The organism is Myxococcus virescens (assembly GCF_900101905.1).
Classification (GTDB): domain Bacteria; phylum Myxococcota; class Myxococcia; order Myxococcales; family Myxococcaceae; genus Myxococcus; species Myxococcus virescens.
The window spans coordinates 1,224,430-1,237,947 of the sequence record NZ_FNAJ01000001.1 but is presented as its reverse complement, the minus strand read 5'-3'; the positions used below and the strand labels follow the sequence as shown (position 1 = coordinate 1,237,947).

Genomic DNA, 13,518 nt, shown 5'->3' with positions numbered 1-13,518 from the left:
GGTCGCCACGGTGGCGACGCAGGCCATGCGCATCGCCGCGCGGATGGACCCGTGCCGGATGCGAGAATCAGGTGTGAAGATGGACTGCGAGAGGGGCGAGAATCTCAGGCCCAGTCCTCGCCCCTGGCACTCAGCGGACCTCGGGGCAGACCCAGACGTTGCGCGTGCCCAGGGTGCGGCAGGTGCAGACGTAGTCGGACCAGATGCCATCCGTACACTGCTGCGTCGTACCCGGGCCGGAGCACGACGTGTAGTGGAGGTTCCAGCAGAACTGGAGCAGCGGCGGCCGGCTGGCGTCGGCGGCCTCCTGGCTCACGAGCTCCTCCGGGTCCACGTCCACCGACAGGTCCTCTGAATTGAAGTCGGACGAGGCGAACGCGGGCAGGGACAGGGACAGGGCGATGAGGAAAGCCTTCTTCATGGGACGGACTCCAAGGGGTGAGAGGGATTGCAGCTGGAGACGAAGCAACTCGAATCCTGGGGAGGCACCGCTATCGCTACCGGTGTGAGGCGGCGAGCGCCTGGGGCTCCTCCTGCGGTGCCTCGGAGGTGGCGGGAAGCAACGGGCCCCCCTCGTATTCCACCCCCTTGGGATAGGGGAATTCCAGGCCATTGGCGGTGAAGGCCTCGATCAGCAGCCGGTTGAGAAGCCGCTTCACGTCGAAGTGTGTCCCTGGCTGCACCTTGGCTTCGATGCGCATGGTCATCCAGCTCTCGTCCATGCTCTCGATACCCAGGAGCTTGGGGATTTCGGACACCTTCCCCTGCGACAGCATGGGCACCTGCTCGCACACCTGGCGAATCACATCCATCACCTTCTTCAGGTCGCTTTCGTAGGCCACGGCCATGTCCACGATGGCCAGCGTCCAGCCGCGGCTGTAGTTGATGACATTCTTGACCTCGCCATTGCGGAGGATGTGAAGGCGCCCGAAGCGGTCGCGAATGCGGGTGATGCGAGGCGTTATCTCCTCCACCACGCCCTCTGTATCGTTGATGCGGATGTAGTCGCCGTTCAATATCTGGTCTTCGAAGAGCAGGAAGACGCCGTTGACCATGTCCGTGACGATGGCCTGCGAGCCCAGGCCCACGGTGAGGCCGACGATGCCGGCGCCAGCGAGGATGGGAGTGGGGTCCACGCCAATGTCGCTGAGCGCCATCATCCCCACCAGGAAGTAGACCAGGTATTTGGAGGCGCTCTGGATGAGGGCGACGAAGGTGTTGCGCCGCCGGGTCGCGTCATCCGGGTTGGGGCCGTCCACCTTGAATGCCCGCGCGATGAGCAGCCGGACGAACTCCACGACGACGCTGGCGGCGAAGAACAGGGCGATGACGCGGATGAGCACCGGCCCGTATGGCGCAAAGAACTCCAGGCCCTGGAACCGGCGGATGACGAGCGTCGCCACCGAGATGTAGACGATGGCCTCCAGGCTCTTCTGTCCCACCGGGAGCAGCCGGCCGAGGGCCAGGAAGTACTCCTCGTACTTCGTGGCCGTGCTCTTCGCCGCCCAGGTCCCGACCAGCCGCTCTGACGCCAGGTGCAGCAGGGACACCGCCAGCCGCCCGCCGCTGATGGCCAGCAGCACGAAGAGGGTGGTGCCAATGAGCCAGTCGAGCACGGCCGGGAGTTGCAGCGAGGCGAGCGCCAGGCCCACCGCGAAGTAGGCCAGCAGCAGCTTGATGAAGCCGGGCCCCAGCTCCATCGCCTTCTGGGCATGTGCCCTTTGCTCCGGGGGCAACGCCCATTCGTTCAACCTGCGTTCGATCCGCACCAGGAGCTGGCTCGCCGCGCGTTCCAGCACCAGGAAGGCCGCCATCAACAGCACCAGCAGCCCCGCTCCGCGCCCCACGTTCGCCAGCCCTTCCGCCGTCACCCCCCCCAGCAAGGAATTGAAGTGGGGGGCCAGGTCCTTCTTCGCCCACAGGGAAAAGCCCAGCACCGCGATGCCGGCGACCACCACCACGAAGGACAGGAGGGCGGCGCTCAGCCGGGCGCGCTTGCGAAGGGCGTCTGCCGCCTGCTCCAGCACCTTCAGGCCCACCAGCCGGATGCCCTGGTACAGCAGCGCACTGGAGGCCACCAGAAGGGCCCAGAGCGCGAGCAGCATCAGTGTCACGCTCAGGCCGACAAGCCATGCGTTGTTCAACTCAACCGTATCCGCGAGACGGAAGATCTCCATGCAACTGTTGCATATCATGCAAAACGGTGCATTCGCGCGGAGCTGCGCTTCCGTCAGGGGCGGCTCATGCGAGTGGGGCGCGGTGAGGCCACGCCCCGGCCGTTCCGCTGAAGGGCCGTCTACTCGCTGATGGCGCCGCGGGGCGGAGGCTGCTGCTTCGTCTCCTCCGCCGCGGCGATGCGGACGGACTTGATGTTGACGAACTCGTGGATGCCCACGTCCGCCAGCTCGCGCCCGTGGCCGGAGTGCTTCACGCCGCCAAACGGAAGCCTGGCGTCCGACGCCACCAGCGCGTTGACGAACACCATGCCCGCTTCGATGCCGTCGATGAAGCGCCGCTGCTCGGCTTCGTCCTGCGTCCACACGCTGGCGCCCAGGCCGAACGGCGTCGCGTTGGCCAGCTCCAGGGCGTGGTCCACGTCACGCGCGCGCAGCAGCGTGGCCACGGGGCCGAAGAGCTCGTCGTGGAAGGCGGGGGCCTGGGGCGGGGGCTCGGCCAGGACGGTGGCCGGGTAGAAGTTCCCCGGACCCTCCAGGGGCTTGCCGCCCAGGAGCAGCCTCGCGCCGGCCTTCACGCTCGCCTCCACCTGGGCATGGAGCCCGTCGAGGATGCCGCGCGTCGCCAGGGGACCCAGGTCCGTCTTCGCATCCATGGGGTCGCCCACCGTGACGCGCTTCATCCGCTCCACGAAGCGACGCTCGAACTCGGGGTAGATGGCGTCGGCCACGATGAAGCGCTTGGCGGCGATGCAGGACTGGCCGTTGTTGATGAGGCGCGCGGACACCGCCGTCTCCACCGCCTTCTCCAGGTCCGCGCTGGGCATGACCACGAACGGGTCACTGCCGCCCAGCTCCAGCACCACCTTCTTGATGGCCTTGCCCGCGGCGGCGCCCACGGCCCGGCCCGCGCCCTCGCTGCCGGTGAGCGTCACCGCGCGCACGCGGCGGTCCTCGATGACGCGATTGACGTCGGCGGTCTCGATGAGCAGCGTCTGGAAGGCGCCGCGTGGGAAGCCCGCCTGAAGGAAGAGTTCCTCCAGGGCCAGGGCGCACTGGGGCACGTTGTGGGCGTGCTTGAGCAGGCCCACGTTCCCCGCCATCAGCGCGGGCGCGGCGAAGCGGACCACCTGCCAGAAGGGGAAGTTCCACGGCATGATGGCCAGCACGGGCCCCAGGGGCTGGTAGCGCACGAAGGCGCGGCCGGTGCCCATGTCGACGAGCCTGTCGCGCAGGAGGGATTCGCCCTTGTCCACGTAGTAGCGGCAGGCCGTGGCGCACTTCTTCGCCTCGGCCCTGGCGGCGTCGAAGGGCTTGCCCATCTCCTGCGTCATGATGCGGCCGTAGCGGTCAGCCTCGGCCTCCAGCAGGTCGGCCGCGCGCCGCAGCCAGGTGACGCGGTCGGCGAAGGTCGTCTCGCGGTAGGCGCGGAACGTGTCGGCGGCGGTCTGGAGCTTCGCCTCCAGCTCCTCGGCGGAGAGGGGCGTGAAGGTGCGCAGCGTCTTGCCGGTCGCCGGGTCGATGGTGGAAATGGCCATGGAAGTGCCTCCTTGGGGCCCTGTGATAGCAGCCAGGCGCGGGGAGACCGTGCCGCTCGTGGCCCGAGCGTCCAGCCGTTCACTCCAGGGCTTTCGTGGCCCCGGCCCCTCCTTTATATGGGGGTCAGGACTGGAGCCTGCCATGGCTGACATCATCCGCGAGCGCCGCTTCAACTTCCTCATCGCCGGGGTGCTGTCCTTGGTCATTCCCGGCCTGGGACAGCTCTACAAGGGCCAGTTTCTGCGCGCCGTCCTGTGGTTCCTGATGGTGGGGGCCGGCTACTGGTTCTTCTTCATCCCGGGCTTCGTTCTGCACTTCTTCTGCGTCCTCGGCGCGGCCTTCGGCAGCGCGGGCAGCGACCGCATCCGTCTTCCGGGATAGCCAACGTTCCGCGCGGGAGACGTCCCGCCGGACGCCGGAGTGCATACAGTCACCGCCATGTGGCGGAGGCTCTGGCAGTGGATGTCGGGATGGGACGTGGCGGTGACGCGGCCATTGGGGCTGGTGACGCGGCCATTGGGGCTGCTGTTGCTGGTGCTGGTCTGCTGTCTGAGCTTCATCGCCCTGTCGGACGAGGTGGCCGAGGGCGAGACGCAGCAGCTCGATGAACGCATGCTGTTGGCGCTGCGCAACCCCGAGGACCCGGCGCGGCCTCGCGGGCCCTGGTGGCTGCGGCGCACGGCGGAGGACGTGACGGCGCTGGGCGGCGTTCCCGTGCTGACGCTCGCCACCCTGGCGGTGTGCGGCTTCCTCCTGCTGGTGCGGCGCTACCGGACGCTGCTGCTCGTGCTGGGCGCGACGCTGGGGGGCGCGGGCCTCAACGTCTTGCTGAAGCAGTTCTTCGCCCGGCCGCGGCCGTCCGTGGTGCCGCACCTCACCGAGGTGGTCAGCCAGAGCTTCCCCAGTGGGCACGCCATGTTGTCGGCCACCGTGTACCTCACGCTGGGCGCGCTGCTGGCTCAGCTCGCCGAGCGCAAGCGACTCAAGCTCTACGTCCTCACCGTGGCGCTGCTGCTGTCGTTCCTCGTGGGGCTGACGCGCGTCTACCTGGGCGTGCACTACCCCACGGACGTGCTGGGCGGCTGGGTGGCCGGATTGGCGTGGGCGCTGCTCATGGCGTTCTGCGCGCGGACGCTCCGCCGACGGAGTCCCGCGCTGCGCGCGGAGGCCCGGCGCCCGGTGGCGTGAAGCCCGGCGGGCCGCGTCATGCCGTCCACCCCCTGGCGCCGTTCACTGCGCGAAGCTCCACGGTGCCGTGGTGCCTGGGCGTCCTGTGGGACCCTGGTCCCAGGCTGGGCGCCGTGAGAGACATGGGCCCATGAGCCTGCGGGACTGGCTGTCGCGATGGAGCTGGGGCGGCGCGCCGGTGCCCGCCTTCTACGACGAGTCCTACCGGCTGCCCCTCACCGGCATCGAGTCCTCCGCGGGCATCGAGCCGCGCGGGGTGGACTTCACCACCTGGTATCTCCTGGAGGCCCGCGCGCTGCGCACCCAGGACGTGCACCACCCGCAGCCGGTGAGCCTCGCCGAGCTGTCGCGCGTGCATGACGCGGCCTACCTGGAGTCGCTCGGCCAGCCGGAGACGCTGGCGCGCATCTTCGCCACCGACCCCGCCGACGTGCCGGTGGACGCGCTGCTGTCCAACCTGCGGCGGGTGTGCGGCGGCACGCTGGGCGCGGCGCGGCTCGCGGTGGCGCGCAAGGGCCCGGTGGTGAACATGGCGGGCGGCTTCCACCACGCCGGTCCGGCGCGCGGCGGCGGTTTCTGCGCGGTGAATGACATCGCGATAGCGCTCGCCGCCCTCCACGCGGATGGCTTCGACGGGCAGGCCGTGGTGCTCGACCTGGATGCCCACCCGCCGGATGGCACGGCGGAGTGTCTGGCGGGACAGAAGCGGGCCTGGATTGGCTCGCTGTCCGGCAGCGACTGGGGCGCGTTGTCGCCCGAAGTGGATGAGACGCGCGTCCCCGAGCACACGGACGACAGGACGTACCTGGCCCTGCTCGACGGACTCCTGGAGCGCATGCCCCGGCCGGACGTGGCCTTCGTCATCGCGGGCAGCGACGTGCTCGCGGGAGACCGCTTCGGCCGCGTGGGCCTGTCCCTGGACGGCGCCCGTCGCAGGGACCGGGCCCTGGCGCGTGCCCTGCGTGGCATCCCCAGCGTCTGGCTTCCAGGCGGGGGCTATCACCGCGACGCGTGGAAGGTGTTCGCGGGCACCGTGCTCGTCCTCGCGGGGCAGGGCCGTCGCCGCATCAGGGCGCGCTACGACCCGCTGAGCGCGCGGTATCGGCGCATCGCCCGCTCACTGACGCGCGAGGGCGCGACGCCGCTGGACGAGCCCATCACCCAGGAGGACCTGGAGGGCGCCCTGGGCCTGAGCGGCGGCCAGCGCCAGCCGCGCATCCTCGGCTACTACACGGCGCAGGCGCTCGAGTACGCCTTCTTCCGCTACGGAATCCTCTCCTACGTGGAGCGGCTCGGCTACAGCCGGCTGCGCGTGGAGGTGGGCTCCGTGGGAGAGGGGGACCGGATGGAGGTGCACGGCTGGGCCGCGGGCCAGGAGCACCAGCTGGTGGACTGCGTCGTGGAGCGCCGCGTGCTGGCGGGGGAGCCCTTCCTCTTCGTCAACTGGCTCGGCCTGCGCCACCCGCGCGCTCGCTTCAGAGAGGGGCGCTCGCGGCTCCCCGGCCAGGACGTGCCGGGCCTGGGCCTGGCGCGCGAGGCCACGGAGATGCTGCTCGTGATGGCCCGGCGTCTCACCCTGGCGGGCGTGGCCTTCCGTCCCATGTGGTTCCACCTGGCGGCGCTGGCGCGCTCGCGCTTTCGTTTCCTCGACCCGGCGCGGCAGGGGCGCTTCGAGGCGCTGCTGCGCGACCTGAGGCAGCTGCCCCTCCTGGAGGTCTCCCAGTCGGTGGTGGACGGCCACGTCCTGCTCAACGGTCAGCCCTACGCATGGGAGGCGAGCGACATGGTGTCGCGCCTGGAGCCCGAGGCCGGAGACGTGGAGGCCATTGCCCGGGAGCGCGAGCGCTGCCGCTTCACCTGGGAACCCACCCGGCTGGCGACCGGAGCATGATAGGGAAGGGGCGTGGACCTGGACGCGCTTCGCCGTGAGCAGCACAAGCGCCGGCTCTCCTGGATGCCGTGGCTCTACTTCGTCCTCAAGCCCCGCCACCGCGAATGGGCGGATGCCTGGCAGCGCGAGGTGCAGGCGCTGCTGCGCGAACTGGAGACGGTGGAAATCGCGGAGGGGTGCTTCATCGCCCCGGAGGCGCGCATCTTCGCCGAGCCCGGACGCACCATCTCCATCGGCCCCGGGTGCAGCATCGCCGCGGATGTCTTCCTCCACGGCCCCGTGACACTCGGGCCCCGGGTGAGCATCAACGCCCGGGCCAGCCTGGACGGCGGCGCCGCGGGCATCCGCATCGGCGAGGGCACCCGCATCGCCACCGGGGCCACCCTCTACGGCTTCGACCACGGCATTGCCCCGGACCGGCCCGTGCGCGAGCAACCCGTCACCTCGCGGGGGCTCGTCATCGGCGCGGACGTGTGGGTGGGGGCCAATGCCGGCATCACGGACGGTGTCACCGTGGGGGACCACGCCGTGGTGGCCATGGGGGCCGTCGTCACCCGGGATGTGCCAGCGTGGGCCATTGTCGCGGGCGTGCCGGCCCGCGTCGTAGGGGACCGGCGGCAGCGGCCCCGCTCAGGTGCTCCGGGTGGATGGGAGCCCGAAGACGGAGCGTGAACTTCTCCCGCATTCATTGACTTCCAGTTATTGAGACCCAATATGCTTCGGGTCGACGTCGCTCCGGGAGGGGAACCGCAGGGTCTGGATTCGCTCCCGGCAGCCGTAGGTGCTGTCAGGACTCCGGCCCCTCTCCGATGAGGCGCGAGGGAGGCCAGCACGTGGCAGACGAGCAACGGGACGCGGCGGTCATGGACGCTCCCGGGAAGGCTTCAGGGACGGCTCCCGCCGACATGGCGTGTGAGCTGCTCCCTCCCATGAAGTCGCAGGCGTCACACGCCGGAAGCCAGGTGGAGTCCGAGCGCTTCCGGCACCTGTCCGAGCTGCTGCACGAGGTGGTGTTCCAGCTCGACGCGCAGGGGCGGCTCACGGTGCTGGGCGGTGCCTGGGAGCGGCTCACCGGGACGCCCGTGTCCGCGTGGCGGGGCCGCGCGCTCCTGGAGGCCATCCACCCGGAGGACCGCGAGCGCGCCCAGGCCTTGCTGGCGTACACGCCCGGCACCCCCGTTTCGCGCCAGGAAGTGCGCGTGGACACGGGCGGCGGCCATGGCATCCGCTGGGTGGAGCTGTCCGCCCGGGCCCTGGCCACCTTGCCGGGCGAGGTGATGGGGACGCTCCTGGACGTGACGTCGCGGCGCACCGCCGAGGAGGCCGTCACCACCCGCGAGCGCTACCTGGAAGCCATGGTGCAGGTGCAGCGGCGGATGATGGGGCACGAGCTGCCGGACGACCTCTACGGCGCCGTCGTCGAGCCGCTGGGCCACGTGTCCGCCGCCAGCCGCGTCTACGTCTTCGAGATGCACTTCGCCGAGGACGGCACGCTGCTGGCGTCGCAGCGCGCGGAGTGGTGCGAGCGCGGGGTTCCTCCCAACCTGGAGGACCCCAACATGCACGGCCTGCCCTTCGACGCGGCCCTGCGGCCCCACCAGTCCGAAAAGCTGCAGCGCGGCGAGCCGGTGCAGGGCCAGCCGCGCGACTTCTCGGAGCTGCTGGCGCCCATGCTGGAGGCGCAGGGCGTCCGCTCCGTGCTGCTGCTGCCCATGCACGTCCACGGGCAGCTCTTCGGCGTCATCGGCTTCGACAACTGCCGCGAACCCGAGTCCTGGGGCCCCATCGAGGTGAACCTGCTGTCGGGCGCGGCGGGCGCGCTGTCCCTGGCGCTGGAGCAGCGCTCGGCCAACGCGCTGCGCATGCGCACGGAGACGACGCTGCGGCGCACCGAGGCCGGCGTCCACCTGCTCATCGAGGCCTTCCCGGACCCGGTGCTGGTGCACGTGGGCGACGGCGTGCTGCTCTCCGTCAACCCGGCGCTGGTGCAGTACCTGGGCTTCCGCGACGCCTCGGAGCTGGTGGGCCGCCACATGCTGGACCTGGTCCGCCCCGAGGACCGGGGGGCCGCGCAGCTCCACCTGAGCCAGGCGCTGGAGGGCAAGAGCGCGGCGCGCGTAGTGGAGATGCCGCTGGTGCGCAGCGACGGCGAGGTGGTGGTGGCGGACCTGGTGACGCTGGCCGTGGTGCTGGACGGCTCGCCCGCGCGCATCACCGTGGCGCGCGACTTCACCGAGCGCAAGCGCACCCAGGCGCAGCTCATGCTGACCGACCGCATGGCCTCCATGGGCCTCCTGGCCGCCGGCATCGCCCACGAGCTGAACAACCCCCTGGCCTACGTGCTGTCCAACCTGGACTTCCTCCACAGCGCCGTGGGCGGCGTGCGTCCACGGATGCTCTCCCCGGAGGACATGGTGGAGCTGCGGCAGGTGCTCGACGACGCCCGCGAGGGCGCCGAGCGCATGCGCCAGATTGTCCGCCAGCTGCGCGTCTTCTCCCGCGTGGAGGACGGCAAGGAAGAGTCGGTGGACGTCCACGCGGTGCTCGAATCCGTGACGCAGATGGCCGCCAGCGTGGTGCGCGCCCGCGCCCGGCTGGTGAAGGACTACGGAGAGGTGCCGCTCGTCCGTGGCAACGAGGGCAAGCTGTTCCAGGTGTTCCTCAACCTCCTCATCAACGCCGCGCACGCCATCGAAGAGGGCGATTCGGAGGCGAACGAAATCCGCCTCACCACCCGCACGGAGGTGGGCGGCCGGGTGATGGTGGTGGTGAGCGACACAGGCCAGGGCATCCCCCCGGAGCACCTGCGCCGCATCTTCGACCCCTTCTTCACCACCAAGTCCTCTGGCCTGGGCACCGGCCTGGGGCTGTCCATCTGTGACACGATTGTGACGGCGCTGGGCGGCCACATCTCCGTGGAGTCGTCGGTGGGCGCCGGCACCACCTTCCGCGTGGCGCTCAGCGCGGCGCCGCCCAAGGCCCCGGCGAACCGGCCGGGCGCGTGAGCGCTGAGACGGCCGGTGTCACCTCCGGCCCTCGCGCGGACTGTAGCTCTCTCGACGGCTCGTTCTTCCGGTACTGCACGCCCGCCCTGAAGCGTTATCCACTTCCACCCCGGGGGATGTCCCCTGGCGCCTTGGAGGCAGGCCATGCGCACCCACTTCGTCCGGCATCTGCTGGCGCTCTCGCTCGTGCTCGCGACGGGCGCCCAGGCGGCCAGCCAGCCCTGGCGGACCTCCCCGCATCCGGAGTCCTCCGCGTCCGGCCTGACGGGCGCGTGCGAGGACGCGCGGGACTTCCTGCTGGGCGCGGGCAGCGCCGACATCACCGGCCCCGCCGCCGAGGTGGGGATGATGGGCTACGGCATGCTGGAGCAGCAGACCACCGGCATCCACCAGCGGCTTCGCTCGCGCGCGTTCGTCATCGCCTCGCCCTGCAACGGCAAGCGGGTGGCCTTCGTCAGCGCGGACCTGGGCATGGTGTTCCAGGCGGTGAAGCAGCAGGTCGTGGAGCGGCTGCGCGCGCGTTATGGCGACCTGTACACCGACGACAACGTGCTGCTGAGCGCCACCCACACCCACTCCGGGCCCGGGGGCTATTCGCACTACACCTTCTACAACCTCACCACGCTGGGCTTCTCGCCGCAGAACTTCGAGGCCATCGTCTCCGGCATCGTCGCGTCCATCGTCCGGGCGCATGAGCGGCTCGCCGAGGGCACGCTGCGCCTGTCGTCGGGGGAGTTGCTCGGCGCCAGCCGCAACCGCTCCCCCAACGCCTACCTGCTCAACCCGGCCGAGGAGCGCGCCCGCTACGCGCACGACGTGGACACGCGGATGACGCTGCTGCGCCTCACCCGCGCGGATGGCACCGACACGGGGCTCATCAACTGGTTCGCGGTGCACGCCACGTCCATGGGCAACGGCAACACGCTCATCAGTGGTGACAACAAGGGCCTGGCCTCGTACCTCGCCGAGCAGGCGCAGGGGGCCGGGGACACGTTCGTCGCGGCCTTCGCCAACGCGAACGAGGGCGACGTGACGCCCAACATCCTGGGAGGCACGAACGGCGGCGGTGCCAATGACTTCGAGGACACGGACCTCTCCGGCCGCAAGCAGTACGACTTCGCCGCGAAGCTGTGGGCGGAGGCGAAGACGCCGCTCACGGGCGGCGTGGACTACCGGCACGTCTACGTGAAGATGGACGCGGTGGACGTGGCGCCCGCCTTCGCGGACGGCGCGCCGCGAGCCACCTGCCCGGCCGCCATCGGCGTGTCCATGCTGGCGGGGGCGGAGGACGGGCCGGGCGTCGGCGTGGAGGGCGTCACCTGCGCCGCCGGCCAGAATGCCTGGGGGCAGTTCAGTTGCTCGCTCGCCACCACGCCGTGCCAGGCGGAGAAGCCCATCGTCCTGGAGACGGGCAGCATGCGGCCCTTCCCGTGGACGCCGGAGGTGCTACCCCTGCAACTGGTCACCATCGGCAACCTGGCGCTGGTGGCGGTGCCCTTCGAGCTGACGACCATGGCCGGACGCCGCCTGCGCGACACCGTGGAGACGGCGCTGGCGCCCGCGGGCGTGACGGACGTCGTCATCGCGGGCCTGTCCAATGCCTATTCAGGCTACGTGACCACCCGCGAGGAGTACGCGCGCCAGGACTACGAAGGGGCCTCCACGCACTTCGGCCCGTGGACGCTCGCGGCCCTCCAGCAGCACTTCCACCTGCTGGCCACGTCGCTGCGGGACGGCGCCGGTGTGCCTCCCGGGCCCACGCCCAGGGACCTGCGCAAGGAGCAGCTCAGCCTGCAACCCGGCGTGGTGTTCGACGACAAGCTCTTGTGGGTGGACTTCGGCGAGGTCGTCACCGACGCGCGGCCCACGTACTCGCGCGGCGATACGGCGAGCGCCACCTTCTGGGGAGGGCATCCCAAGAACGACTTGCGCCTGGAGGGGACCTTCCTGCGCGTGCAGCGGCGCGAGCCGGACGGCACCTGGACGGACGTGGCCACCGACGCGGACCCGGCCACGCGCTACCAGTGGCGGCGCGAGAACTGCGTGCCCACGTTGGCGTGCTCCCACGTCACCGTGACGTGGGGCATTCCCGACGACACGGCGCCGGGCACGTACCGGCTCGTCCACGAAGGCAACTGGAAGTCGGGCTGGGACGGCAACGTGCGGCCCTACTCCGGTGCCTCACGGCCCTTCACGGTGAAGTGACGCGGGGCCCGCGTCACAGCACCACCTCCGCGCGCATCAACGTGGACGCGGGCGTTGTCAGCCGGTGGGGCTGCACGCGGCGGATGAGCTCGCACAGCCGGGCGGATGGGTTGATGAACTGCACGCCCACGCCCGTGGACAGCATGCCCCACGTTTGCGCCTGGGCGGCGTCCACGTGGCGCACCACCTCGCCCGCGCACTCCACCAGCTCGCCGGCCAGCAGCAGGGTGAACTCCAGCCGGTTGAACAGGCGCGGGAAGGGGTCCGCGCAGCACATGAAGAGCCCGCCCCGGCTCAGCTCCGTGCACAGCACCTCCACGTCGCCCGCGCCGGAGCGGCGCCGCACCCGCGCCACCCACGTCAGGGGTGGGGTGAGCGCGTTGGGCTCCGTCGCCGGGTCCTCCATGTCCAGCCACGCCAGGGACGGCACCGGCGTGTGGCTGCGCGGCGGCGGCGTCTGGGGGGACAGGGCGTCCGCCAATGGCTGGGCGGCGGCCAGCAGCAGGGCCTCCTTGAACTCCAGCGCGGTGGCGTAGCGGTCCTCGCAGCGGCGCGACAGCGCGCGCAGCAGCACCTCCGATAAGGCGGGCGGCACCCCGGGCACCAGCAGGTGCGGCGGCGGCGCGCCCACCGGGCCCGTGCCCAGCGCCAGCTCCACCATCTGCCCCCGCTCGAAGGGGAGCTGCCCCGTGGACAGGTAATAGGCCGTCACCGCCAGCGCGTAGATGTCCGCGCGTCCGTCCACCGGCTGCCCCGCGGACTGCTCGGGCGCCATGTACGCGGGCGTGCCCAGGACGATGCCCGCCGCCGTCTCATCCTCCCCCGGGTGGGGTCGGCGCGCCTTGGCCACGCCGAAGTCCAGCACGCGCAGCGACGGCGGCTCGCCCGCGTGCCGCACCACGAAGAGGTTGTCCGGCTTCAAGTCCCGGTGCACCACGCCGCACCGGTGCGCCGCGTCCAGCGCGTCACACGCCTGCGCCAGCAGCGACACCAACGCGGCGGGCACCATGGGCCGGGGCAGGTGCGACATGGGCACGCCTTCCAGGTACTCCATGACGAAGTAGTGGATGCCGCCGGGCGCCTCGTTGATGTCGAAGATGTGGACGATGTTCGGATGGCCCACCACGTTGACCGTGCGTGCCTCCGCGTAGAAGCGCGCGCGCAGGCTTTCGTCCCGGCCCAGGTGGGGGTGCAGCACCTTCACCGCCACCCGTGCGCCAATGCGCGTCTGTTCGCCCAGGTAGACGGTGCCCATCCCTCCCGCGCCCAGCCGGCGGACCAGCCGGTAACTTCCCAACGTCTGGCCCGTGAGGTCCACGGGAGGTGCCTCCGCGTCGCCCGTGGACAGGTACACCTGCGTCCAGGGCTCGCCGCCACACGCCACATCGTGGGGATGCTCGGTCAGACAGAGCTCGCAGTGCATGGTTCCCTGAAGCAGACACCAGGGCGGCGCCCGGGCGCGCATCACCCCGGGCACGCACCGTCTGTCAGGTGGCAATGTGGCGCCGCTCCGTCG

Annotated in this window: 10 protein-coding genes; 6 read left to right on the top strand and 4 right to left on the bottom strand. The window is 70.8% G+C overall.

What is annotated here, in order from left to right; genetic code table 11:
- Nucleotides 1-130 precede the first annotated feature (130 nt).
- The 3 genes from BLU09_RS05095 to BLU09_RS05085 all read right to left on the bottom strand — a co-directional run bounded on the left by BLU09_RS05095 (nucleotide 131) and on the right by BLU09_RS05085 (nucleotide 3,712).
- Nucleotides 131-421 (bottom strand): hypothetical protein, encoded by a 291-nt coding sequence (locus tag BLU09_RS05095; RefSeq protein ID WP_244171419.1) that lies wholly within the window; start codon nucleotides 419-421, stop codon nucleotides 131-133.
- A 76-nt stretch (nucleotides 422-497) separates the two neighbouring features.
- Nucleotides 498-2,177, bottom strand: coding sequence for a mechanosensitive ion channel family protein (locus tag BLU09_RS05090; RefSeq protein ID WP_244171418.1), 1,680 nt, complete (start codon nucleotides 2,175-2,177; stop codon nucleotides 498-500).
- Between the two features lie 119 nt (nucleotides 2,178-2,296).
- Nucleotides 2,297-3,712, bottom strand: coding sequence for an NAD-dependent succinate-semialdehyde dehydrogenase (locus BLU09_RS05085; protein WP_090486206.1), 1,416 nt, complete (start codon nucleotides 3,710-3,712; stop codon nucleotides 2,297-2,299).
- Between the two features lie 142 nt (nucleotides 3,713-3,854).
- Here BLU09_RS05085 and BLU09_RS05080 point away from each other — a divergent pair, with 142 nt between their 5' ends.
- The 6 genes from BLU09_RS05080 (at nucleotide 3,855) to BLU09_RS05055 (ending at nucleotide 12,002) form a co-directional block, all read left to right on the top strand.
- Nucleotides 3,855-4,094 (top strand): hypothetical protein, encoded by a 240-nt coding sequence (locus BLU09_RS05080; RefSeq protein WP_020478281.1) that lies wholly within the window; start codon nucleotides 3,855-3,857, stop codon nucleotides 4,092-4,094.
- An 81-nt stretch (nucleotides 4,095-4,175) separates the two neighbouring features.
- A complete protein-coding gene (locus BLU09_RS05075) occupies nucleotides 4,176-4,901 on the top strand; it encodes a phosphatase PAP2 family protein (RefSeq protein ID WP_090486203.1) in 726 nt (241 codons plus the stop codon).
- Between the two features lie 130 nt (nucleotides 4,902-5,031).
- Nucleotides 5,032-6,792, top strand: coding sequence for a histone deacetylase family protein (locus tag BLU09_RS05070; protein WP_090486200.1), 1,761 nt, complete (start codon nucleotides 5,032-5,034; stop codon nucleotides 6,790-6,792).
- 12 nt (nucleotides 6,793-6,804) lie between these two features.
- Nucleotides 6,805-7,464 carry an acyltransferase gene (locus tag BLU09_RS05065; RefSeq protein ID WP_090486197.1) on the top strand — a complete coding sequence of 220 codons (660 nt, stop codon included), beginning with the start codon at nucleotides 6,805-6,807 and terminating at the stop codon, nucleotides 7,462-7,464.
- A 161-nt stretch (nucleotides 7,465-7,625) separates the two neighbouring features.
- The gene (locus BLU09_RS05060) at nucleotides 7,626-9,797 is read left to right on the top strand and encodes an ATP-binding protein (RefSeq protein ID WP_090487038.1); all 2,172 of its coding nucleotides are present in this window, start codon (nucleotides 7,626-7,628) and stop codon (nucleotides 9,795-9,797) included.
- Between the two features lie 144 nt (nucleotides 9,798-9,941).
- Nucleotides 9,942-12,002: a neutral/alkaline ceramidase gene (locus BLU09_RS05055; RefSeq protein WP_090486194.1), complete on the top strand. Its 2,061-nt coding sequence runs from the start codon at nucleotides 9,942-9,944 to the stop codon at nucleotides 12,000-12,002.
- A 13-nt stretch (nucleotides 12,003-12,015) separates the two neighbouring features.
- Here the strand turns inward: BLU09_RS05055 and BLU09_RS05050 are convergent, their stop codons facing one another.
- A complete protein-coding gene (locus BLU09_RS05050; RefSeq protein ID WP_090486191.1) occupies nucleotides 12,016-13,425 on the bottom strand; it encodes a serine/threonine-protein kinase in 1,410 nt (469 codons plus the stop codon).
- Nucleotides 13,426-13,518: the final 93 nt, after the last annotated feature.

What these genes read in the sequence shown, in the direction of transcription:
- BLU09_RS05075 (WP_090486203.1), top strand. Translation starts at nt 4,176, where the DNA reads ATGTCGGGATGGGACGTGGCGGTGACGCGGCCATTGGGGCTGGTGACG.
- BLU09_RS05055 (WP_090486194.1), top strand. Translation starts at nt 9,942, where the DNA reads ATGCGCACCCACTTCGTCCGGCATCTGCTGGCGCTCTCGCTCGTGCTC.
- BLU09_RS05050 (WP_090486191.1), bottom strand. Translation starts at nt 13,425, where the DNA reads ATGCACTGCGAGCTCTGTCTGACCGAGCATCCCCACGATGTGGCGTGT.
- BLU09_RS05090 (WP_244171418.1), bottom strand. Translation starts at nt 2,177, where the DNA reads ATGGAGATCTTCCGTCTCGCGGATACGGTTGAGTTGAACAACGCATGG.
- BLU09_RS05070 (WP_090486200.1), top strand. Translation starts at nt 5,032, where the DNA reads ATGAGCCTGCGGGACTGGCTGTCGCGATGGAGCTGGGGCGGCGCGCCG.
- BLU09_RS05080 (WP_020478281.1), top strand. Translation starts at nt 3,855, where the DNA reads ATGGCTGACATCATCCGCGAGCGCCGCTTCAACTTCCTCATCGCCGGG.
- BLU09_RS05085 (WP_090486206.1), bottom strand. Translation starts at nt 3,712, where the DNA reads ATGGCCATTTCCACCATCGACCCGGCGACCGGCAAGACGCTGCGCACC.
- BLU09_RS05095 (WP_244171419.1), bottom strand. Translation starts at nt 421, where the DNA reads ATGAAGAAGGCTTTCCTCATCGCCCTGTCCCTGTCCCTGCCCGCGTTC.